General features: G+C 46.0%; 14 protein-coding genes, 20 tRNA genes and 1 pseudogene. 34 read left to right on the plus strand and 1 reads right to left on the minus strand.

Going from position 1 to position 20,084, the window contains the following annotated elements:
- Positions 1 to 2: 2 nt before the first annotated feature.
- The 9 genes from OCU21_RS07785 (at position 3) to OCU21_RS07825 (ending at position 826) form a co-directional block, all read left to right on the plus strand.
- A tRNA-Pro gene (locus OCU21_RS07785) sits at positions 3 to 76 on the plus strand.
- 58 nt (positions 77 to 134) lie between these two features.
- Positions 135 to 208 (plus strand) — tRNA-Met (locus OCU21_RS07790).
- Positions 209 to 215: 7 nt separating this feature from the next.
- Positions 216 to 289, plus strand: a tRNA-Ile gene (locus OCU21_RS07795).
- A 36-nt stretch (positions 290 to 325) separates the two neighbouring features.
- Positions 326 to 399, plus strand: a tRNA-Met gene (locus tag OCU21_RS07800).
- Between the two features lie 3 nt (positions 400 to 402).
- Positions 403 to 475, plus strand: a tRNA-Asp gene (locus tag OCU21_RS07805).
- Between the two features lie 5 nt (positions 476 to 480).
- Positions 481 to 553, plus strand: a tRNA-Phe gene (locus OCU21_RS07810).
- 22 nt (positions 554 to 575) lie between these two features.
- Positions 576 to 646, plus strand: a tRNA-Gly gene (locus tag OCU21_RS07815).
- Between the two features lie 16 nt (positions 647 to 662).
- Positions 663 to 736 (plus strand) — tRNA-Ile (locus OCU21_RS07820).
- A gap of 2 nt (positions 737 to 738) precedes the next feature.
- Positions 739 to 826, plus strand: a tRNA-Ser gene (locus OCU21_RS07825).
- 462 nt (positions 827 to 1,288) lie between these two features.
- Here the strand turns inward: OCU21_RS07825 and OCU21_RS07830 are convergent.
- Positions 1,289 to 2,656, minus strand: a complete 1,368-nt coding sequence (locus OCU21_RS07830) for an Mbeg1-like protein (protein ID WP_261806874.1) — start codon at positions 2,654 to 2,656, stop codon at positions 1,289 to 1,291.
- Positions 2,657 to 2,942: 286 nt separating this feature from the next.
- Between OCU21_RS07830 and OCU21_RS07835 the strand changes: the two genes are divergently transcribed.
- The 25 genes and pseudogenes from OCU21_RS07835 to ruvA all read left to right on the plus strand — a co-directional run bounded on the left by OCU21_RS07835 (position 2,943) and on the right by ruvA (position 20,068).
- The gene (locus OCU21_RS07835; protein WP_261806875.1) at positions 2,943 to 3,533 is read left to right on the plus strand and encodes a peptidylprolyl isomerase; all 591 of its coding nucleotides are present in this window, start codon (positions 2,943 to 2,945) and stop codon (positions 3,531 to 3,533) included.
- 193 nt (positions 3,534 to 3,726) lie between these two features.
- Positions 3,727 to 4,440, plus strand: a complete 714-nt coding sequence (locus OCU21_RS07840) for a carboxymuconolactone decarboxylase family protein (protein ID WP_261806876.1) — start codon at positions 3,727 to 3,729, stop codon at positions 4,438 to 4,440.
- A gap of 360 nt (positions 4,441 to 4,800) precedes the next feature.
- The gene (locus OCU21_RS07845) at positions 4,801 to 5,478 is read left to right on the plus strand and encodes a DUF554 domain-containing protein (protein WP_261806877.1); all 678 of its coding nucleotides are present in this window, start codon (positions 4,801 to 4,803) and stop codon (positions 5,476 to 5,478) included.
- A gap of 155 nt (positions 5,479 to 5,633) precedes the next feature.
- Positions 5,634 to 6,008, plus strand: a complete 375-nt coding sequence (locus OCU21_RS07850; RefSeq protein WP_261806878.1) for a hypothetical protein — start codon at positions 5,634 to 5,636, stop codon at positions 6,006 to 6,008.
- A gap of 494 nt (positions 6,009 to 6,502) precedes the next feature.
- A tRNA-Glu gene (locus tag OCU21_RS07855) sits at positions 6,503 to 6,574 on the plus strand.
- A 26-nt stretch (positions 6,575 to 6,600) separates the two neighbouring features.
- A tRNA-Ser gene (locus tag OCU21_RS07860) sits at positions 6,601 to 6,690 on the plus strand.
- A gap of 20 nt (positions 6,691 to 6,710) precedes the next feature.
- A tRNA-Met gene (locus OCU21_RS07865) sits at positions 6,711 to 6,784 on the plus strand.
- A gap of 3 nt (positions 6,785 to 6,787) precedes the next feature.
- Positions 6,788 to 6,860, plus strand: a tRNA-Asp gene (locus tag OCU21_RS07870).
- Between the two features lie 5 nt (positions 6,861 to 6,865).
- A tRNA-Phe gene (locus OCU21_RS07875) sits at positions 6,866 to 6,938 on the plus strand.
- 4 nt (positions 6,939 to 6,942) lie between these two features.
- Positions 6,943 to 7,023: transfer RNA gene (locus tag OCU21_RS07880), tRNA-Tyr, on the plus strand.
- Positions 7,024 to 7,032: 9 nt separating this feature from the next.
- A tRNA-Trp gene (locus tag OCU21_RS07885) sits at positions 7,033 to 7,103 on the plus strand.
- Positions 7,104 to 7,117: 14 nt separating this feature from the next.
- Positions 7,118 to 7,190, plus strand: a tRNA-His gene (locus tag OCU21_RS07890).
- A gap of 7 nt (positions 7,191 to 7,197) precedes the next feature.
- A tRNA-Gln gene (locus OCU21_RS07895) sits at positions 7,198 to 7,269 on the plus strand.
- A gap of 65 nt (positions 7,270 to 7,334) precedes the next feature.
- Positions 7,335 to 7,405, plus strand: a tRNA-Cys gene (locus OCU21_RS07900).
- A 30-nt stretch (positions 7,406 to 7,435) separates the two neighbouring features.
- A tRNA-Leu gene (locus OCU21_RS07905) sits at positions 7,436 to 7,519 on the plus strand.
- A 311-nt stretch (positions 7,520 to 7,830) separates the two neighbouring features.
- Positions 7,831 to 7,996, plus strand: a pseudogene (locus tag OCU21_RS11305) (DUF6275 family protein); the annotation flags it as partial.
- Between the two features lie 179 nt (positions 7,997 to 8,175).
- Positions 8,176 to 8,841, plus strand: a complete 666-nt coding sequence (locus OCU21_RS07915; protein ID WP_261806879.1) for a TetR/AcrR family transcriptional regulator — start codon at positions 8,176 to 8,178, stop codon at positions 8,839 to 8,841.
- Entirely contained in the window at positions 8,834 to 9,637 is an 804-nt protein-coding gene (locus OCU21_RS07920; RefSeq protein WP_261806880.1) for a lysophospholipid acyltransferase family protein, read from the plus strand. The genes OCU21_RS07915 and OCU21_RS07920 overlap by 8 nt, the downstream gene beginning before the upstream one ends.
- On the plus strand, positions 9,634 to 10,512 hold the full coding sequence (locus OCU21_RS07925) for a glycosyltransferase (protein ID WP_261806881.1): 879 nt from the start codon (positions 9,634 to 9,636) through the stop codon (positions 10,510 to 10,512). The genes OCU21_RS07920 and OCU21_RS07925 overlap by 4 nt, the downstream gene beginning before the upstream one ends.
- A complete protein-coding gene (locus OCU21_RS07930) occupies positions 10,466 to 11,434 on the plus strand; it encodes a glycosyltransferase family 8 protein (protein ID WP_261806882.1) in 969 nt (322 codons plus the stop codon). Before OCU21_RS07925 ends, OCU21_RS07930 begins: the two co-directional genes overlap by 47 nt.
- A complete protein-coding gene (locus tag OCU21_RS07935) occupies positions 11,431 to 12,291 on the plus strand; it encodes a lysophospholipid acyltransferase family protein (protein WP_261806883.1) in 861 nt (286 codons plus the stop codon). Before OCU21_RS07930 ends, OCU21_RS07935 begins: the two co-directional genes overlap by 4 nt.
- A gap of 1,248 nt (positions 12,292 to 13,539) precedes the next feature.
- Positions 13,540 to 14,340, plus strand: a complete 801-nt coding sequence (locus tag OCU21_RS07940) for a TIGR00282 family metallophosphoesterase (RefSeq protein ID WP_261806884.1) — start codon at positions 13,540 to 13,542, stop codon at positions 14,338 to 14,340.
- Between the two features lie 14 nt (positions 14,341 to 14,354).
- Entirely contained in the window at positions 14,355 to 16,991 is a 2,637-nt protein-coding gene (gene mutS, locus OCU21_RS07945; RefSeq protein ID WP_261806885.1) for a DNA mismatch repair protein MutS, read from the plus strand.
- 45 nt (positions 16,992 to 17,036) lie between these two features.
- Positions 17,037 to 19,187: a DNA mismatch repair endonuclease MutL gene (gene mutL, locus OCU21_RS07950; protein WP_261806886.1), complete on the plus strand. Its 2,151-nt coding sequence runs from the start codon at positions 17,037 to 17,039 to the stop codon at positions 19,185 to 19,187.
- Positions 19,188 to 19,474: 287 nt separating this feature from the next.
- Positions 19,475 to 20,068 (plus strand): Holliday junction branch migration protein RuvA, encoded by a 594-nt coding sequence (gene ruvA, locus OCU21_RS07955; RefSeq protein ID WP_125597928.1) that lies wholly within the window; start codon positions 19,475 to 19,477, stop codon positions 20,066 to 20,068.
- The last annotated feature ends 16 nt before the right edge of the window (positions 20,069 to 20,084 follow it).

The raw sequence follows: 20,084 nt of genomic DNA on the forward strand, positions 1-20,084 counted from the left end.
TTCGGGAAGTAGCTCAGCTTGGTAGAGCACCTGGTTTGGGACCAGGGGGTCGCAGGTTCGAATCCTGTCTTCCCGATTGATTGGATAGATAATTGATCCAGTCGATGTATTGATTGATATATCATTTTATTAATGGCGGTGTAGCTCAGCTGGCTAGAGCGTCCGGTTCATACCCGGGAGGTCGGGGGTTCGATCCCCTTCGCCGCTATACACTTGGACCTTTAGCTCAGTTGGTTAGAGCAGACGGCTCATAACCGTCCGGTCGTAGGTTCGAGTCCTACAAGGTCCATCTTTCGATGGATTAGCCTTGTAAATATAATATTATCGCGGGATGGAGCAGTCTGGTAGCTCGTCGGGCTCATAACCCGAAGGTCGCAAGTTCAAATCTTGCTCCCGCAATATGGTCCCATGGTGTAGGGGTTATCACGCCTGCCTGTCACGCAGGAGATCACCGGTTCAAATCCGGTTGGGACCGTAGTTGGCTCGGTAGCTCAGTTGGTAGAGCAATGGATTGAAGCTCCATGTGTCGGCGGTTCGATTCCGTCCCGCGCCATGATCATTCAAATTTTAGCGTTGCGGGTGTAGTTTAGTGGTAAAACCACAGCCTTCCAAGCTGTTGTCGCGAGTCCGATTCTCGTCACCCGCTTTGAACCATCATCAATGGGCCTATAGCTCAGCTGGTTAGAGCGCACGCCTGATAAGCGTGAGGTCGATGGTTCGAGTCCATTTAGGCCCATTGGGGAAGTACTCAAGTGGCTGAAGAGGCGCCCCTGCTAAGGGTGTAGGTTGCGAAAGCGGCGCGAGGGTTCAAATCCCTCCTTCTCCGTAACGCACTTTTGGTTCGGAAAAAAGGTCCTGTGTAAGCAGGGTCTTTTTTTATGCTCTTTAACGATCCTTTACTAAATGGTGTTGAACGATAGTTTAGCTTTTCGAAGAGTAAATTCGTCGAATCGCCTGTAATCAAGATAAATTACAGTGCCATTCGTCCAAAACTGAAAATAATTATTCTAAATCAATAGCACTCGATCAATTTTTCTGATCGAGTGCTATTTTACGGATCATTGATAGTCTCATTTATTCGGGAACAATCTGAATTCATCAATGCCCCCAAAACGGTTAGAAGATTCATTTGATTTTATAAGCGGTCATTGATCAGCTGATGATAAAGCACCTCAGACTGGCTTGATGACACAAAATTTCAACATCAAGAAATCATTGTTAGCGTTTATACGAATCGGGTGAGGTCCCTGGCTTCGATCGTGTGATCGTGACTAACGCGCTCAGCTGATCATGATGGTAGTGTTGGTTTGTGGTCATGTGTTTGGTCCAGCTCATGGCGGCGTTTTAAGAGATGATCTAAACTATTACGGATCGTGGCGCTGGCAGTTGTTAATTTCTCTGGGCTTTTCAACTCGATTTTTTGACCCCGCAAACGTAGTCGTTGTAGTTTGGCGCTGGCCTGATCGTGCAGGGCACTGTTTTCAGTGCGGGCGCGCAGTTCTGACCAATTATCTTTGAGGGTGGTGCTGGCGCTTTGGATCACAGGATTGGCCTCGCCCTTGGCTTGTAGCTGTTTCACATTGTCAGTCAGCGCAGCGGTGACTAAAGCATCAAAAAGTTTATCGGTCACCACTTTCCATTTGGCTTGGACTTCGGGATCTGCTTGACCAACTTCTTTACGAACGAGACGCAGTGCCCCGGTCCAATCGTTTTGCAAGGTATCGATTTGACGGTAATCGCTGTTCTTGAGAATAGCGTAAGCGGAGTCTAAAAATTCCTGTTTGGTGGCGTCATCCAGCGCGGCCAACCAATGGCTGACAGTTCTCTGTGTATATTGGGAAAAACGTCCTGTGGAAGTCAATACAGCGAAGTGGTCACCTTGGACGGTCCACGTATAAGGATCGTGTTGGCGAAAGCCACTGCCAGTACTGGTGATCACTTGATAATCGGTACCGGGTTCCAGCAGTAGACCAATGATCGAGGCTTGCGGAATAAATTTACGGATCTTATTAGCCAAACGAAGTGGGATCTTAGTTTTGACACCAGGTCCGTCAGCGCTATAAACATTTTCCACACGGATCTGTTCAACGGGAGCAAGTTGAGTCAGCACGTAAACGGCCAAATTACCGCCTTTAGAATGTCCACCAAGAAAATAATTTCCAGGATTGTGTTTCATGATCCGTTTGGTGTAGTGCAGGGCACTGCGTTGGGAGGGAATCGCCGCTAAGAAGGTCATGTTCAGATCTTCTTTCCAATCGATCAAAGTCGCGGTGGTGCCGCGATAAGCAATATAATGCAGTTGAGGATTCAGGTCAAAAGTGACCGCACTGAACTTTTGCTCTTTGGCCACATCGATTTTTGCTACCCAATCGTGCCAACTGAGCTGGCCGAAACGACGGCTATTGATCAATTGTCCTAACAGCTCTTGGTTGCCGGCAGGATTCCAAGTGTTTTTGACGAGATCCGGGATCAGATCTGGATGTTCCCGCAATTGATTCAAATCATCCAAGTGGGCCTTTTCGAGTAGGCCGAAATCCAAGTAGGCTAGTTGTGCTAAGATCACACCGTCCAAATCATTGAACCATTGCTCGTTCAGCGTTTTTTGACCATAGGCGCGGACATAATCGACCATATTGGCATTATTGACATTCACCATCTAGACACCTGCTTTCTTTTGTGGTATTTTCACGCGGATATTATTGTCGAGGACCTTGATATTGATCGGCCTTTTTTACCCCGACCATCAGAAAAAAATAGTTTATTTTAGTTTACCACGGATCAGACGGAACCAGTAGTTCGTGGCTCAAGCATTGCTGATCGTGCGCACAATAACCCGCGCTTTTTATCCGCCGATTTGGTCGCGTTCATGAATAAACTGAGGGTCGCTTCTGGCGCGATTTTGTATTAGAATGGAATCATCAAGCAAATTTCTGGAGGAAAACATGACCTACCCACAATTAGATTTAGAAAACGCTGCTGGCAGCAAAGCCACGATCAAAACAAATCATGGCACGATCGAAGTACAATTGTTTGATGATTTGGCGCCAAAAACAGTTAAGAACTTTATTGGTCTGGCGCAAAAGAAATACTACGATGGCATTATTTTTCATCGTGTGATCCCAGATTTTATGATCCAAGGTGGGGACCCTACTGGTACTGGCGCCGGCGGTGAAAGTATCTATGGCGAGGAATTTGAAGATGAATTCTCAAATGAATTGTTCAACTTGAACGGCGCCTTGTCAATGGCTAATGCCGGGCCCAATACTAATGGTAGTCAATTCTTCATCGTTTCTAACGCGAACATGCCTAAACGGATGCTGCAAAGCATGGTAGATGCAGGTTATCCTGAAGAAGTCATTGCGGCCTACAAACAAGGTGGCACGCCATGGCTAGACCATCGACATACCGTGTTTGGTCAAGTGATCTCTGGAATGCCAGTGGTTCAAGAAATCTCGCGGGTGGCGCGTAATGGCAGTGATCGTCCTGACGAAGATGTTGTGATCGAAACGATCACGATCACGCCGGCGGAATAGTGCTAGTTAAAAAAGCTTGATTCATAAAAAAAGTGGATCAAGCTTTTTTGATTACATTCAAGGCGCAATAGGTTTCTTAAATTGTTGGAGATAGTGCGACTCGTCGCGATCACAAAAATGTAGTCAACGGAATGGTCGTGGGGGCGTATTGATTTAGCTAGGACTACTTTTAAAAGTCAAAAGGAGTATTGAGATGCAAAATGAATTGATCCAACAGATCGCGGCGGTCGATCGTGATCTAGCTGGTTTACTGACCCCTTGGTTGAACGAACAGGCGGATAGTGGTCAGCGACATCTGACGGAAACACGGACCTTGATCCCCTTGATTGCTTTGACGGTGCAGGGGCAAACTGATCTGGTGGCCGCACAAACGTGGCTTGCTCTGCAAGCAAAGCTTTCACCTGAAAAAATCGCGGAAGTTATTTATCAATTGGTGCCTGTGATCGGCTTACCCAAGGTGTTGGCGACATTGAATGTGATCCAACAAGTTTTAGGCGCTAACGGGGTGGCAATCAAACCGATCAAAGCACAAAATCCGGCAACGTTTGGCGCTCAAGTTCAAAAGGAATTATATGGGCAAGAAATCAAACGGCTCTTGGCGGAGTTGCCTGATCAAGCCGGGATATATGTGACGAACGCTTTAACAGCTCACTTTTTCGCTGATTTCTATGGTCGCCCTTTATTAACGGTCGCTGAACGCGAGAAGTTTGAGCTATTGGCTTTGATCACACTAAATGTTGATTTCCAAGTCAAGGCCCATGCTTTAGGTAGTCTAAAAGCTGGTAACGAGGAGTCGGAGTTACTTTGGTCGGTGATCCAGCTCTTACCATATATTGGGTTCCCCTTGGTGATCAATAGTTTGCAGGTGATCCATCAAGCTGCCCAACAGTTAACGATCGCGCCTTGAACGCCGACTGGTGGTTTGGACCTCAACACGATTTTAAGCCGTTTTAAGCCGAGATAGATCACTTGCGGTCAAATGTACTTAGATCAGATCCATCGGCTAAAAAAGGCCGTGTTTGCGCTCAATAACGGCCTTAATGATGCCAGCGGACATCAAGGCGCTGGCAGGTGATTTATTTGTTGGCGTTAACGTTCAGATTATTACGGTAAATTCAGTATGGGAGTCGAATTGAGCAGTTCTGGAGTTCAACCTAGCAAGTTTTTTGGAAGCGGAACATTGTTTCTAGGACAATAACATTGTTAAGTGGAAAAGACAGTTGCGTGCAACACGTTTCAGAAGAAAGAGCGTAAGGGAGTAATGATCATGTGGGGGACTTTTTTTAATGTTGGGATGATCTTGGTCGGAAGTTTGGTCGGTACTTTTTTTAAGCGGGGGCTTCGTCCCGATTTTCACGAGATCTTGATGCAGGCGCTAGGCTTGGCTGCCGTTGGTCTGGGAATCAACGCGGTCGTTCAACAATTGCCCAAAAGTAAATATCCGGTCTTGTTTATCGTAAGTCTGGCTGTTGGTGGCGTTTTGGGGCAATGGCTTGATTTGGAAACACGCTTTGATCGTTTGGTCCGCAAGTATAGTCATAGTGATCTGGCAACCGGCCTCTCCACCGCGATCTTGCTATTTTGTATGGGGACTTTGGCTATTGTTGGTCCGATCGAGGCGGCGTTGAAACATGATTACACCTTACTTTTGACCAATGGGATACTGGACGGGATCACGTCCTTGGTACTCGCTTCAACGTTTGGTCTCGGGATCGCTTTTGTTGCTGTTGTTGTTTTTTTGTGGCAAGGTGGGATCTATCTATTGGCCTTATTGTTCCAAAACGCGATCAGCCAAACCCTGTTGACAGAGATCATGATCGTTGGTGGGTTATTGATCTTGGCTTCAGGGCTGAGTATTTTGAATATCAAAAAATTCAAAACGATGAATTTATTACCAGCCTTGCTGATCCCACCGCTAGTTCTAGGTATCATCAGTTTGTTTTAGTTCTGAAGTTAGCGAGAGGATCAGCGCGGCTTTCTGGCACCAGCATCTAGCACTTTAGTCGGATTGTCAATTGATGTTGATCGTGTTATTCTCGCCAATGGAAGCGTTCAACTTTTTAGGTTGATGATCAAATTGATTGAGATGGAGATGGTTAGATGTATCAGGCAGTATTGGTTTATAATAGCGATCCACTTTTAACTGGAAAAATCGCCCAAGCCTTATTGCGACGTGACAGTAATGTCGATCATTATCTTGATTTATTGGCGACGACCGCGAGCAAGATGAACACATCTTGGCATTTCGAATTAGATCAGACCAATGGTGATATTCAAAAATTATTAGCGCAAGACTATGATTTGATTATTTGCTTACCAGGGATGCAACACCGTTTGATTTATCCTGAAAATGATCCGCGCTTATATTTTTTGGATAATGTGGAGTTTCGCGCTGATGAAGTCGATCTGCTGTGGGCACGTTTGAATGATCGTCAACGGCAAGCAGGCGCGGTCATCAAAGCAGATCTGGAGTAAAAAATGGCTGGCCAGGTTCTGATTAAAATTGACTTTAGACGTCACTCAGGTGGCGTTTTTTTATTTAGCAGGTAGCGGTGAATAAACCTGCTGATTCAATTTGTCTATAAGATCCATAATTTATACATTTGAGCAAGTAACCTTATTGATCGGTCTGTAAAAAAACAAATGATTTGGGTGATGATCAGCGATTGATTTGCATAAAAAATTTCCTGGTCGGACAACGCAAACTGTTACATTTTTTGCTCGGAGTCAAATCTCTAAATGAGAAAAAAGTTATTGCTGATCAAATTTTTTTGGTCAAAATAACACGAGATCGTTCAAAAAACACTGATTTGTTAGGGCTTACGTTCATTTTTAGAAAAAGTGTTTTGGGCGTTGACAAACGCCTGATTTTCCTTTATCATAGTTTAAGTCGTCTGGTGCTAAGGCATAACGTTCGGTTTTAACTTTATGGCGGTTGACGCTCACAAGACCAGATTTGATCAGTAGTTGGCCCCTTGGTCAAGTGGTTAAGACACCGCCCTTTCACGGCGGTAACATGGGTTCAAATCCCGTAGGGGTCATGAATACAGTTTTTTATTTTCAGCATGGAGGATTACCCAAGTCCGGCTGAAGGGAACGGTCTTGAAAACCGTCAGGCGGGTCATACCGCGCGTGGGTTCGAATCCCACATCCTCCTTTTTCCAAATATAATATTATCGCGGGATGGAGCAGTCTGGTAGCTCGTCGGGCTCATAACCCGAAGGTCGCAAGTTCAAATCTTGCTCCCGCAATATGGTCCCATGGTGTAGGGGTTATCACGCCTGCCTGTCACGCAGGAGATCACCGGTTCAAATCCGGTTGGGACCGTAATTGGCTCGGTAGCTCAGTTGGTAGAGCAATGGATTGAAGCTCCATGTGTCGGCGGTTCGATTCCGTCCCGCGCCATTATGGAGGAGTAGCGAAGTGGCTAAACGCGGCGGACTGTAAATCCGCTCCTTCGGGTTCGGTGGTTCGAATCCACTCTCCTCCATTTATTTTTAGGGATATAGTTTAAAGGTAGAACTACGGTCTCCAAAACCGTCAGTGTGGGTTCAATTCCTACTATCCCTGTTTACCTTATTATGGCGGTATTGGTGAAGTGGTTAACACACCGGTTTGTGGCACCGGCACACGTGGGTTCGATCCCCACATACCGCCCTCTTATTGGGTTATAGCCAAGCGGTAAGGCAACGGACTTTGACTCCGTTATGCGCTGGTTCGAATCCAGCTAACCCAATTCCAATTTTTTAAAATTGGATATTGACTTTTAAAAGTCAATCCTGTAAAATCTTTAAATGTTGTGGCGGTATAGCCAAGTGGTAAGGCAGAGGTCTGCAAAACCTTCATCACCGGTTCAAATCCGGTTACCGCCTTTGAGGCAACTGCCACAATATAAACATCATGCCGGTGTGGCGGAATTGGCAGACGCGCTGGACTCAAAATCCAGTGTCCGCGAGGACGTATCGGTTCGACCCCGATCACCGGTATCAAGTAGCATTTATCTGTGCAAGTAAGTGCAGGTGCCTGATGAAGAACGTTGAGAAATCAGCGTTCTTTTTTTTGTTTTACTGGAGAGTGGCAGAGGGTAAAAATAAACGGGTCTAGAATTTTTGGTGTTGAAAGATGACTTCACACCAGAAGTTCCAGACCTCTTTTTGATGATAAAAAAGGCATCTACGCCTCCTAGTGCTATACTTTAAGCGACAAAACCAAAGGTAAGCGAGGTAGGTATAGATGTCTTAAACTGATTGTACACTTAAATTGCTTGGAATTACAGATACAAGTATTCATAGTATTTGAAGTTTTTGTTGTTTGGTCCTGCAAGACTTTGCAAAACAGTAAAGCCTTGTTGAGCACAACTTTACTTGATGGCATGTAATACGAGATTACTTACAACGGTGACAAACAGGGATTTTATTTTGATACTTATAAAAAAATTTGAAAATAAATGTATTAAGGCTTAAGGTCGCTATCAATTACTAGCGACTGTTTTTTTTATTTTTCTGTTTTTGGCAGGCCCCAAACTATTGAATTTTCAGAAAACTTGCGCTAAACTCGGTGAGTGAGTGATTACTAACTTTGTTTGGCTTTCCTAAATCAAGCGAAATGAAAGGATGTGATCATTCGGAAAGGAGAGCGGAGCGTGCAAGGACAAATAGAAACGGATCTGGAGCGTTGGTATGACGCTAATAAAATGCCGGCCAGTCAACGCAAGGTTTTATCCGCGGCGATCGTGTTATTTTCAAAGCAGGGTTATGAGCGCACTAGTACGATGGCGATCGCGCAAAAGGCGGGAGTCAGCCAAGCGGTGGTGTTTAAGTATTTCCACAGCAAACGGGATTTGCTGCATCAGATCATTGATCCCATCGTTGATAATTTGATTCCTACTTATGTGGCGGAATTTTTTGACAATATCCAGCATATCAGTTTCGTGAAGGGACAATTGCGCACAACTTTGCGGGAGATCACCCATGAGCGTTTTTACTTTTTGTATAACAGTAAAGAGGTCGTCTTGATTTTATTGTCTGAATTTATTACCCATGAAGCATTGAAACAGTCAGTGTTAAAGGCTGTTTCAGGTCAGCAAGATCGCGTGATCCGCAAGGTCTGGCGGGAATTCCGACCTGGTCCTGCCTTGCAGAATACGGACGCGTTTCGTAATTTTGTGCAGTTGTTGGTGACTCAATTAGTAGGTTATTTCTTGCTTGTGACCAATATCAGCCCGACACATCATTATGATTTTGACGCGGACTTGGATAGGATCGCGGACAATGTTTATCATGTGGTCATAGGTGATTATCATGACTAAAAACCGATCCATTCCGCGGATCACCTTCTTTTACGATAAGTTTACTGATGACTTCGTGGTCAGCGCCCAACAGGATTATCAATTACCGCAGGATTTCCGCTTTCAACGATCGGGACCAGGCGCGGCGGTTGTCGGCCGTATGATCCGCGCGGGTTTTTGGCTGTATGGTTGTTATTATTCGCGGCTCAAGTTGCATGTTCGCTTTGCCAATCAGCAAGTGCTACGGCCTTACCGACATCAGGGTATCTATTTATATGCCAATCACACCCAACCAAAAGGTGACGCGTTCACGCCGTTTCAGTTATTGAAGACGCGTCCTTTCGCAGCGATCGTTAGTCCAGCGAATCTGGGGATCCCCGTGGTGGGTAAATTATTGCCGGCTGGGGGCGCATTACCGATCCCCACTGATCTTCATCAATTCCGCCAGTTTGAGCAGGCGGTTCAGGCCAGTATCCCGGCCAAGAAAAGCGTTTTGATTTATCCTGAGGGTCATGTTTGGCCATATTACACCGGGATCCGGCCTTTACCACTGGCCGCATTCCATTATCCAGTCAAGACACCTGCGCCTGTATTCACTTTGACGACGACCTATCAAGATCGTGGTTCAGGGAAAAAACCACGGGAAACGGTTTTTGTGGATGGACCGCTGTTGGTGCCGACGACAGGTTCACGCAAGGAGCGACAGACGATCTTACGTGACGCAGTAGCAGCACAGATGGAACGGCGTAGCCGCGCTAATGATATTGAGTATTATCGTTATTTACCAAGAGAGCCAGAGGGGGATGAGGCTAAATGAATATTCTCTATTGTGGCGATGAAAAAATGACCCGGGGATTGTTATTGTCGATCTTATCATTACTTGATCATACTAAGCATCACTTGCAGATCTATGTATTGACCGCGACGATCAGCAACACGAAGCAAACCTTCTATCCAGTCAGTGATCAGGCCATCGCCTTTTTGGATCAGCTGGTCAAAAAGCAGAATCCTGCGAATAATGTGGTCAAGTTCGATATTACGAAATTGATCGCGGCTCAACCACCCACGGCTAATTTGGAAACCAACTTTACCCCAAATTGTATGTTGCGTCTTTACGCTGACCAATTGCCTGCGATCCCGGATCGGCTGTTGTATTTGGACACTGATGTGCTTTGCCGTCATAGTTTTACGAGTTTTTATGAACAAAATCTAACTGATACGGAAGTCGTTGGCACGTTAGATCATTATGGCAAATGGTTCTTCCACCAAAGCTGGCGGCAATTTGATTATTTAAATTCTGGGGTCATGTTACTAAATATGGCATTGATTCGGGAAACGGGCTTGTTCGCCCGCTGTCGTGCCCGCTGTCAAACGACTTGGATGTTCATGCCAGATCAGTCTGCACTTAATCAGCTTTGTACCACAAAAAGGATTGTTCCAGATAAGTTCAATGAACAACATCAGCTTCAACCTGAAACTGTTTTTCAACATTTTACAACGAGTTTTCGCTTTTTCCCTTGGTTCCAGGTCGTCACGATCAAGCCTTGGGAGATCAAACGGGTCCATGATGAGTTAGATCTTCATGATTATGATTCGTTATATCAACAATATCAGCAACTCAATCAAGCGTTTCAGGAGGAAGCCAATGAATCAACAACAACGAACGATCCCGATTTTCTTCGGGATCGATGATAAGTACGCACCTTATCTTTCTGTCACTTTGCAGTCATTGCTGAGTAATCGTGCGCCAGAAACCCGCTATGAGATCACCGTCCTTTATCAGACGTTATCGATCACGAATCAGACCAAATTACAGGCTTTGGTTCCGGCAAGTTGTTCGCTCACTTTTGTTAGTCTGGACGCGGACTTGTATGAGCGGTTCGATGGTGATCGCAATACTTTACGAGCGGATTATTTCACCTTAACGATCTACTATCGCCTTTTTATCGCTGAATTGTTTCCTCAATATCAGCGTGCGATCTATCTCGATTCTGATACGATCGTCACTCAAGATCTGGGCGCGCTTTATGATCTAGATCTAGGTGATAATGTTATCGGCGCGATCCCCGACGCATTTATTTGTAACCATCCAGAGCCTCGACGCTATGCGGAGATGGCGATCGGGGTCGATCCTGATCACTATATCAATTCTGGGGTGCTATTGATGGATCTGGCCGCATTGCGGACACAACATTTTAGTCAAAAATTCTTAGAACTATTGAATCAGTATCATTTCGAATTGATCGCGCCTGATCAAGATTATCTAAACGCGATCTGTTACGGGAAAACCCGTTATCTTTCACCAAAATGGAACGCGCAAACAGAATATATTTTAGCGGAGATCAAACTGGCCTTACCTGCGATCATTCATTTCAATTTGTTTGGTAAGCCTTGGTGCTACGATGATATTCCATTTGAAGACGAGTTTTGGAAGTACGCGCGCCTGAGTCCTTATTATGCAGAGATCGCCTCTTTCAAGGCGGATTATGCGGCTGATAAGATCAAACACGATCGCGAGAAAAAGGAACTGTTGGTTGCGCGGATCAGTAGCATTCCCGACACAGCAGTTACCTTTAAAAAAGTCGCGGCGAAGGGTGTGACCATTCAATTATGATCATTGGCGGAAACAAGCAGCAGGTGATCGCTAACATTCGTCAAGCCGTTGCTACGGAACGATTCAATGATAAGGTGGAAGTTGGTGATCCACAATTAAGTGTCCAAGCGGAAAATCAGCTGCTCCATGATTATGTAGCGGACTTGGACACAACCAGTTATCGTTTTAAAAATCGCGTGGGGCGTACTTTTATGCGTTTGGCGACGAAGTGGGTCAATCGGCACACAAAAGTGATCGATGCTGCGAACATGAAGGGGATCGACCACGGTGGGATCATCACCAGCAATCATTTTAATCCTTTAGATAATACTGCGGTCCGTCAGGCTGTTTATCGCGGCGGACACGCGCGCCTGTTTGTGGTCAGTCAACCGACCAATTTAAAAATGACAGGTCTGATCGGTTTTCTCATGAACTATGCCGACATTTTGCCGATCGGCCAAAGTATGCATTATATGGGCCGCACTTTTCCCGGCTTATTGCAACGGATCTTTGCTCGCGGCGGTTTAGTTTTGATTTATCCAGAACAGGAGATGTGGTTCAATTATCGGCGACCACGGCCAGTAAGACGCGGGAGTTATTACTACGCAGCCCGTTTCCAAGTTCCGATCATTTCGCTTTTTGTCGAGATGCAGGATCTGGGTAAGCCTGATAATGACGAGTTCGATCAAGTCCGTTATTTGGTCCACGTCTTGCCTACGATCTATCCTGATCCAACTAAAACAGTCGATCAAAATAGTCAGGCGATGATGGCCCAAGACTATCAACAAAAAGTCAGTGCCTATGAGCGTATTTATGGCGAATCGATTGACGCACCATTTTCTAAAGCCGATATCGTCGGTTGGCGTGGCGAAAAATAATTTACTTTTTGCTTTTATTTCGATCCAACTTAATTTAGATGCACTTATTCGATCAGCGGGAAAATACCGCTGATTTTTTATCGTGTTGAACTGATTTGCAAAGTACCGTTTCCGTATTTGCTGCTTTGCCTGATTACAGGTGTAGCTGGGGTTTGGATGTGGACGCAACCGCCTCAGGGCGTTTGTCGTGGCTGGAACGCGGTGGGCATCGTTTGAAGCCAATCCGCAAAAGCAGCGGCTTGTCTCAAAATCAGGTCTTTGTCTAAGTGGCAAAGCCACAAAGACAAATTTCACTGCTGAAACGTGTTCGCCGACCCAGCTTCTTCCGCTTAGCTACGCTCTTACTCTGGAAGCAAAGAACACTTCCAAAAATAAGAGCTAGGCTAATGCTCAGAAGCTATCCAGGTCGGCTCACACTCTGAATAGAGCCACACGCCCTGAGGCGGTTGCTAAACAGAATTGTGCCTATCTGCAATCTGGGCGAAGTAGTTAATAAAGTGCTTTTGCTAGTGCGGCAGACAAAATGCTATCATTTTAATTGATAAAGAGTCTCTGACTAGTTGGCCCAATCGATTGCTCAGATTAGTACGGCCCAAGTTCTGTGATACGCCATTTGGCTGGTTTCAAATTCAGTTGCTGTGATTATCAAGTCAATTGTTATGGTTTGACTATCAATACGAATTTGTGACTACTAACCATGGTCGCTAACCGCGGTGAGATTTGTCAATTTACACGAGCAGGCACTATGGCGTGTCAGCTTAATCTGCTTACAATTGTTAAGTAACTGCAACGGAGTGGTTCGGGGTGAGATCGCCGTGTCGTTGTTCTTAGCGGCTGTGCCGCTTAGAATAAGGTTCAGCTTTGAGATTCGCGTACTTTGCGAAGCTCAAAGTGACGCCCACAGCGAGCTTACCCCGAACCACGCAGTGGAAGTTACGACCAAGATACAGGAGCAGGACTACAGCGAGCTCACCCGCCACACGCAATGCAGACCGCGGCCAAGATATAGAAGCTCAGCGTGCTTGCCCGCCAGACAGAACGTAGCCCGCGGCCAACATTGAAACGGAACAGCCACCCCAGCTTCCTCTGCTTAGCTCCGCAAGCAAGGTACGCTCTCAAAACAAGTGCTAGGTTAATGCTCAAAGTCAACCCGTTGTGCTTCGCACTGATCTTTTCTGCCGTGCCGACCCTGTTTTAAGCGAACGATTTATGGTAAAATTGAACGTATTATAGAAAGAGGCCAAAGCGATGCGAGTCATATTTATCGGCGATGTTATGGGTGAAATCGGCCAACAAATGCTGACAACATATTTACCAAAATTAAAAACTAAATACCGCCCCCAACTGACCGTGGTCAATGGGGAAAATATTGCCCGCGGTAAAGGAATCACACGGACTTTGTACAAATCGATCTTACAAGCAGGTGCGGATGTGGTTACAATGGGTAATCATACTTTTGACAAAGATGAGATCTTTGATTTCATCGATAGTGAGCCGAAATTGATCAGACCGGCCAATTTTCCTGAGAAAACGACTCCCGGTCATGGCTATACCCTAGTCAAAGTCAATCAAACGATGGTTGGGGTGGTCAATTTGCAGGGACGGGTCTTTTTAGATAATATCGACGATCCTTTTGCGAAGATCGATACACTTCTGAACGAATTACAGCCAAAATGTCAGGTGATCCTCTTGGACTTCCATGCGGAGACGACCAGTGAAAAATTAGCGATGGCTTGGTATACAGATGGTCGTTTGTCAGCTGTTGTGGGGACGCACACTCACGTGCAGACCAATGACGCACGGATTTTGCCGGAAGGAACTGCCTATTTGACTGACGCTGGGATGACTGGGCCTTATAATGAGATCTTGGGGATGCGGCGCGATCGAGTGATCGAACGCTTCCGCACCAATTTACCAACGCGCTTTGAAACACCAACTAGTGGGCCAGGACAGTTGAACGGTTGTTATTTGGAGATCGACGAGCAAACTGGTCATGCCAAACAGATCAAATTGATCAGTATCACGCCAGATCGACCGTTCATGGAATAGTTAGGGGAGTGTTTATGCCACAGAAAACCAAAGATACGCCGATGATGCAACAATATTTGGCGATCAAAAAAGATTATCCCGACACCTTTTTATTTTATCGGATCGGTGATTTTTACGAATTGTTTTATGACGATGCGATCAAGGGGTCGCAGATCCTTGAATTGACTCTGACCGCGCGGAATAAAAGCGCTCAAGATCCGATCCCGATGTGTGGCGTGCCCCATCACGCAGCTCAAAATTATATTGATATTTTAGTTGATAAAGGTTATAAAGTCGCGATCTGTGAACAAATGGAAGATCCTAAACTGGCGCAGGGGATGGTCAAGCGGGAAGTGATCCAGCTGATCACCCCGGGCACGATGATGGATCAAGATCCTAGTACGGCGAAGCAAAATAATTATTTGGCCGCGCTTCATGTTGTGACTGGCCATTACGCATTGGCGTACGCCGATTTGACCACTGGCGAAGTTCGGGTGACACAATTGCGTGATTTCAACGAGGTCTTGAATGAGGTCTTGAACCTTAATTCTAAAGAGATCATTGTCGATCAGACCGTCCCGGCTCCAGATCAAGCAACTTTTGCGAAGATGGGGCTTTTATTATCGCAGAATGAACAGTTACAGAATTCCAGTGAATTTAGTTATACAGCTCAACGATTGACCGCCTCAGCCGAAAAAAGTGTTTTAAAGTCACTGATCAGTTACTTATTGGCGACGCAAAAAAGGTCCTTAGGTCATTTACAGATTGCCGAGTCCTATCAAGTTGATCAGTTCTTGCGGATGGATCATTCAGTCAAAGCTAATTTGGAGATTTTTCGATCCTTACGTACAGGCAAACGTGATGGGACCTTGCTTTGGTTATTGGATAAAACAAAAACGGCCATGGGTGGCCGTTTATTGAAGCAATGGCTGAATCGACCTTTACTAGATCAGAGTGAATTGGCTGCGCGTCAAGATACGGTTCAGGTTTTGATCAATCATTACTTTGATCGGATCGCTTTGCAAGAGGCTTTACAGAAAGTATATGATCTGGAACGCTTAGCTGGGCGAATCGCTTTTGGTAGCGCTAATGGTCGGGATTTGATCCAATTACGTAATTCACTGGATCAAGTGCCCGTGATCATTGCCCAATTGGAAAAATTGCAAGGGACTGCTCTGGACCATTATCGAACTCAGCTTGATGATCTGCCAGAGATCCGCGGCCTGATCACGGACGCGATCGATGAGGACGCGCCGATCGCGATCACGGAAGGCCATGTGATCAAGGCCGGTTATAATGATCAATTGGATCAATATCGTGACGCGATGAATAATGGCAAAGGTTGGTTGGCACAATTAGAAGCCAAAGAACGGCATTTGACTGGGATCAGTACACTCAAGGTCGGCTATACGCGTGTTTTTGGTTATTATATCGAAGTGACCAATGCCAACAAGCAATTGGTGCCGACTGATCGTTACCAGCGTAAACAGACCTTAGTCAACGCTGAGCGTTATATCACCCCTGAATTAAAGGAACATGAAGCGTTTATTTTGCAAGCGCAGGAACAATCGACACAGTTGGAACATGAATTGTTCGTTGATGTTCGTGATCAAGTCAAAGCGGCAACCGAACAGATCCAGGACTTGGCTAAGGTTTTAGCGGCTTTGGATGTGCTTCAGAGTTTTGCGGTCGTCAGTGAGAAGGAACATTATGTTCGGCCAAGATTAACCATGGCGGATCAAACGATCAAGATCAGTCAAGGTCGACATCCGGTGGTCGAGAAGGTTTTAGGCGCCAATGAATTCATTCCTAATTCACTGATGATGGATGAACAGACTTCGATCTTATTGATCACGGGTCCGAATATGTCCGGTAAAAGCACATACATGCGGCAATTGGGTCTGATCGTGATCATGGCTCAGATCGGCTGTTTTGTACCGGCGGAACGGGCAGAATTACCGATTTTTGATCAAATTTTTACTCGGATCGGGGCGGCCGATGATCTGATCTCTGGCGAAAGTACCTTTATGGTGGAGATGAAAGAGGCCAATCACGCGTTGAGCCAAGCCACCAAGCGAAGCCTCCTGCTATTTGACGAGTTGGGTCGGGGTACGGCGACTTATGATGGGATCGCGTTAGCAGATGCGATCATTGAGTATATCCATGACCATCTTGGCGCCAAGACTTTGTTTTCGACTCATTATCATGAGTTGACTCAATTGGCCGAACGGCTACCTAAATTACGAAATGTTCATGTTGGTGCGACAGAAGATCAAGGACGTTTGATTTTTCTTCATCAAGTACTACCTGGACCAGCGGATAAGTCCTATGGGATCCATGTGGCCCAATTGGCTGGTTTGCCCAAGGCAGTGATCAAACGAGCCAGCAAGGTATTACAGGTCTTAGAGGCTGAAGGAAACGACTTAAGTGGCGATAATGTCGTGGCGGAGCAATTACCGCTATTCAATCTCGCAGATGAAGTCGTTGACAAGCCATTGATACCTGAAGCGGCACCGATCCCAGTCGCGCTACAGAATCTTCAGGCTGAATTACAGGCTGTCGATATCAGCCAGTTGACTCCTTTAAAGGCGTTGAATCTGGTCGACCATTGGCAGGCATTGCTAGGTACGACGTCCGAGTCTGGTCAAACTGATCCTAGAGAAACAAACTAAATGATCACGATTGTTGTTAATGGATAAAAGAACTGAGGTGACAAAATGGCTAAGATCCATCAATTATCAGCACTATTGAGTAATCAGATCGCGGCAGGCGAAGTGATCGAACGACCAGCTTCAGTGGTGAAAGAACTGGTCGAGAATGCCATCGATGCAGGCGCCACGAAGGTCCAGGTCTTTTTGAAAGAATCTGGATTGAAAGAGATCCAGGTGATCGATAACGGTTCTGGTTTTGACCCAGAAGATCTACAGATCGCATTTTTGCGTCACACGACTAGCAAAATAAATTCCCGCGAGGACCTATTTAAGATCCATTCATTAGGATTTCGCGGTGAAGCCTTGGCTAGTATTGCTTCCGTCGCTAAGGTGACACTGACGACCAGTAATGGCGCAGTGGCAGCTGGTCGACGAATGACGATCACCGGTGAAGATGGGCAGATCGAAAAGGCTAGCCATCCTCAAGGCACCACAATGACTGTTGCTGATCTGTTTTATAATACGCCGGCGCGGTTGAAATATTTAAAGTCATTAGCAACTGAGTTACGCCACTCGGCCGATATCATGAATCGGATCGTGTTAAGTTATCCACAGATTGCTTTTAGTCTGATCAGTGACGGTCGAGAATTATTGACCACTACTGGTAGTGGTGATCTACAACAAGTGATCGCTGGTATCTATGGTCTTGCGGTGGCCAAGGAATTGTTGCCCGTTCATAACAAAAATCTCGATTTTGAACTGAACGGTTATATTTCACGCCCTGCTGTCACACGGTCCAGCAAAAACTATCTCTCTTTCTTGATCAATGGTCGCTATATCCGCAATTATCAATTGAATAAGGCCTTGATCAAGGGCTATGGCTCAAAACTGATGGTGGGTCGCTATCCAGTCGTGGTGATCGCGATCACCATGGATCCGTTGCTGGTCGATGTGAACGTTCATCCCACTAAGCGAGAAGTGCGTTTGAGTAAGGAACCAGAACTAATGGATCTATTGACTCAAACGATCCGCCAAGTTCTGGGTGCAGTTGATCTGATACCAGATGCCTTGACTAATTTAAAAAGTCATCAAAAAAAGATCGATCTGGAACAATTACAGATCGATCTACAAAAGGCAAGCCAAACTTATCCCGCAAGTTCGTCAGTACCAGCGTCAACGGTCACACCAAAAAACCCCTCAGTTGATGCTGGCGCACTAACAACACCAGTTGAGCCAAGTCAACCGCAGAAATCCCGTGATCTCGTTGAATCATCGTCAGCTGTTATGCCAACCAATCTAGAAAATCATCAAGTTAGTCAGGCGCAAAAGGCCGATCCTAACAACGCAACGCCATCAGAATTGGGACCAATCGATACTAGTGAGCCAGTTACGAATATTTTTCAAGATACCAAGGCGCTGGCACAATGGGACGCATGGTTGAAGGCAGACGATCAGCCTCGTGCTTTTACCCGTGAGCCCCAGCCGATGACAAGACCGGCCCAGCCAGTGATCGCGACTTCAACGGAAACAGTTGTTGGAAACACAGATTTGGTCAGTGAGACGAGCGCTGATCCGGTGGTGGGATCTATTCAGCGATCCACTGAGCGCCCCTTTCCCGAGCTACGTTACTTAGGGCAGATCCATGGCACATACTTAGTGGCTGAAAGTACAGATGGTTTCTATTTGATCGATCAACATGCCGCTCAGGAACGAATCAAATATGAACAGTTTCGCGTTAGTTTTGGTCAAGTGAGCCAAGATCAACAGAATTTGTTGGTACCACTGGTTTTGACATACCCTGCTAGCGACTATGTTCAGATCAAAGCACACTTAGCCCTATTAGCCGATGTCGGGTTGGAATTAGAGGATTTTGGCGAGAATACCTTTATTCTACATAGTCATCCAGTTTGGTTCCAATCAGGTCAAGAAGAAAAATTGATTCGGGAAATGATCGACTATTTTTTAAGTGATGGTCAGATCAGTGTGGCACATTTTCGCGAGAAGGCCGCGATCATGTTGTCTTGTAAGCTGTCGATCAAAGCAAATCACCATTTAGAACCCGTTCAGGCCAAGAAACTGCTTCATGACTTAGCACAAACGGAGAACCCCTTCAACTGTCCTCATGGTCGCCCAGTCCTCGTCCATTTCGATGACCAGGATCTTCAAAAAATGTTCAAACGAATCCAAGATCCCCATCGATCTTGGTCCGGCGACTAGCTAAATTTGACTGGACCAGATTGCCCGAGTCATTGGAACGGGATCACTAACCAGGGGTGTCAATTGCATTGGACCACGTCAATGTGACCTAGTCTGTCAGCTGACGGAATTACTTAGGCTGAAAAAGTACGACCTGGAGCCCCATCCTACCTGTCAGCTACCAATACCACCCGCAGCACAAGTCGTGGTCGCAGAAACTAACTCGCACCACGACTCGGCTTGTGGTCACGATTTCTTTTGTGCTACAATGCTAAGACTAGTAAGGTCAACAGAAAAGTAGGGATCACATGTATGAATATCTAACCGGCCAGGTCACCGTGATCAAGCCGGAATATTTAGTTTTGGAACTGGGCGGCGTCGGCTATCGCTTGTTAGTTGGCAATCCGTTCAAATATCAGTTGCAGCAGACGGCGACAATTTACGTTCAGCAAGTCATTCGCGAAAGTGAACAAGTTCTGTACGGTTTTGTGGATGAGGCGGAAAAGAGTTTGTTTGAACGGCTGACCAGTGTTTCGGGTATCGGTCCGAAAAGCGCGATGGCGATCTTGGCGGCAGATGATCACAGCGGTTTGTTGAACGCCATTGCCAATGAGGATGTCAAATTCCTGACGAAATTCCCTGGCGTTGGCAAGAAGACCGCGCAACAGATCATTCTGGATCTGAAGGATAAAATCAAGATCACGCCAGAAATGACCACTGATTTGAATCAGGACTTGTTTGCGCCAACCAATGATCAAACTTTGCAAGATGGTTTAGCCGCCTTACAAGCGTTGGGCTACTCTGCCCGTGAGCTGCAACGGATCGAGCCCAAATTAGCGTTACTTAATGCGAAAACACCGGATGTTTATGTGCGCGAAGGACTCCGGCTACTCAGCAAATAAAAAATGAAATGAGTTT

The organism is Lapidilactobacillus luobeiensis (assembly GCF_024345205.1).
GTDB classification, from domain to species: Bacteria; Bacillota; Bacilli; order Lactobacillales; family Lactobacillaceae; genus Lapidilactobacillus; species Lapidilactobacillus luobeiensis.

Coding starts and splice junctions, on each gene's coding strand:
- OCU21_RS07845 (WP_261806877.1), top strand. CDS start 4,801: ATGTGGGGGACTTTTTTTAATGTTGGGATGATCTTGGTCGGAAGTTTG.
- OCU21_RS07935 (WP_261806883.1), top strand. CDS start 11,431: ATGATCATTGGCGGAAACAAGCAGCAGGTGATCGCTAACATTCGTCAA.
- OCU21_RS07920 (WP_261806880.1), top strand. CDS start 8,834: ATGACTAAAAACCGATCCATTCCGCGGATCACCTTCTTTTACGATAAG.
- OCU21_RS07850 (WP_261806878.1), top strand. CDS start 5,634: ATGTATCAGGCAGTATTGGTTTATAATAGCGATCCACTTTTAACTGGA.
- OCU21_RS07930 (WP_261806882.1), top strand. CDS start 10,466: ATGAATCAACAACAACGAACGATCCCGATTTTCTTCGGGATCGATGAT.
- ruvA (WP_125597928.1), top strand. CDS start 19,475: ATGTATGAATATCTAACCGGCCAGGTCACCGTGATCAAGCCGGAATAT.
- OCU21_RS07925 (WP_261806881.1), top strand. CDS start 9,634: ATGAATATTCTCTATTGTGGCGATGAAAAAATGACCCGGGGATTGTTA.
- OCU21_RS07940 (WP_261806884.1), top strand. CDS start 13,540: ATGCGAGTCATATTTATCGGCGATGTTATGGGTGAAATCGGCCAACAA.
- OCU21_RS07835 (WP_261806875.1), top strand. CDS start 2,943: ATGACCTACCCACAATTAGATTTAGAAAACGCTGCTGGCAGCAAAGCC.
- OCU21_RS07840 (WP_261806876.1), top strand. CDS start 3,727: ATGCAAAATGAATTGATCCAACAGATCGCGGCGGTCGATCGTGATCTA.
- mutL (WP_261806886.1), top strand. CDS start 17,037: ATGGCTAAGATCCATCAATTATCAGCACTATTGAGTAATCAGATCGCG.
- mutS (WP_261806885.1), top strand. CDS start 14,355: ATGCCACAGAAAACCAAAGATACGCCGATGATGCAACAATATTTGGCG.
- OCU21_RS07830 (WP_261806874.1), bottom strand. CDS start 2,656: ATGGTGAATGTCAATAATGCCAATATGGTCGATTATGTCCGCGCCTAT.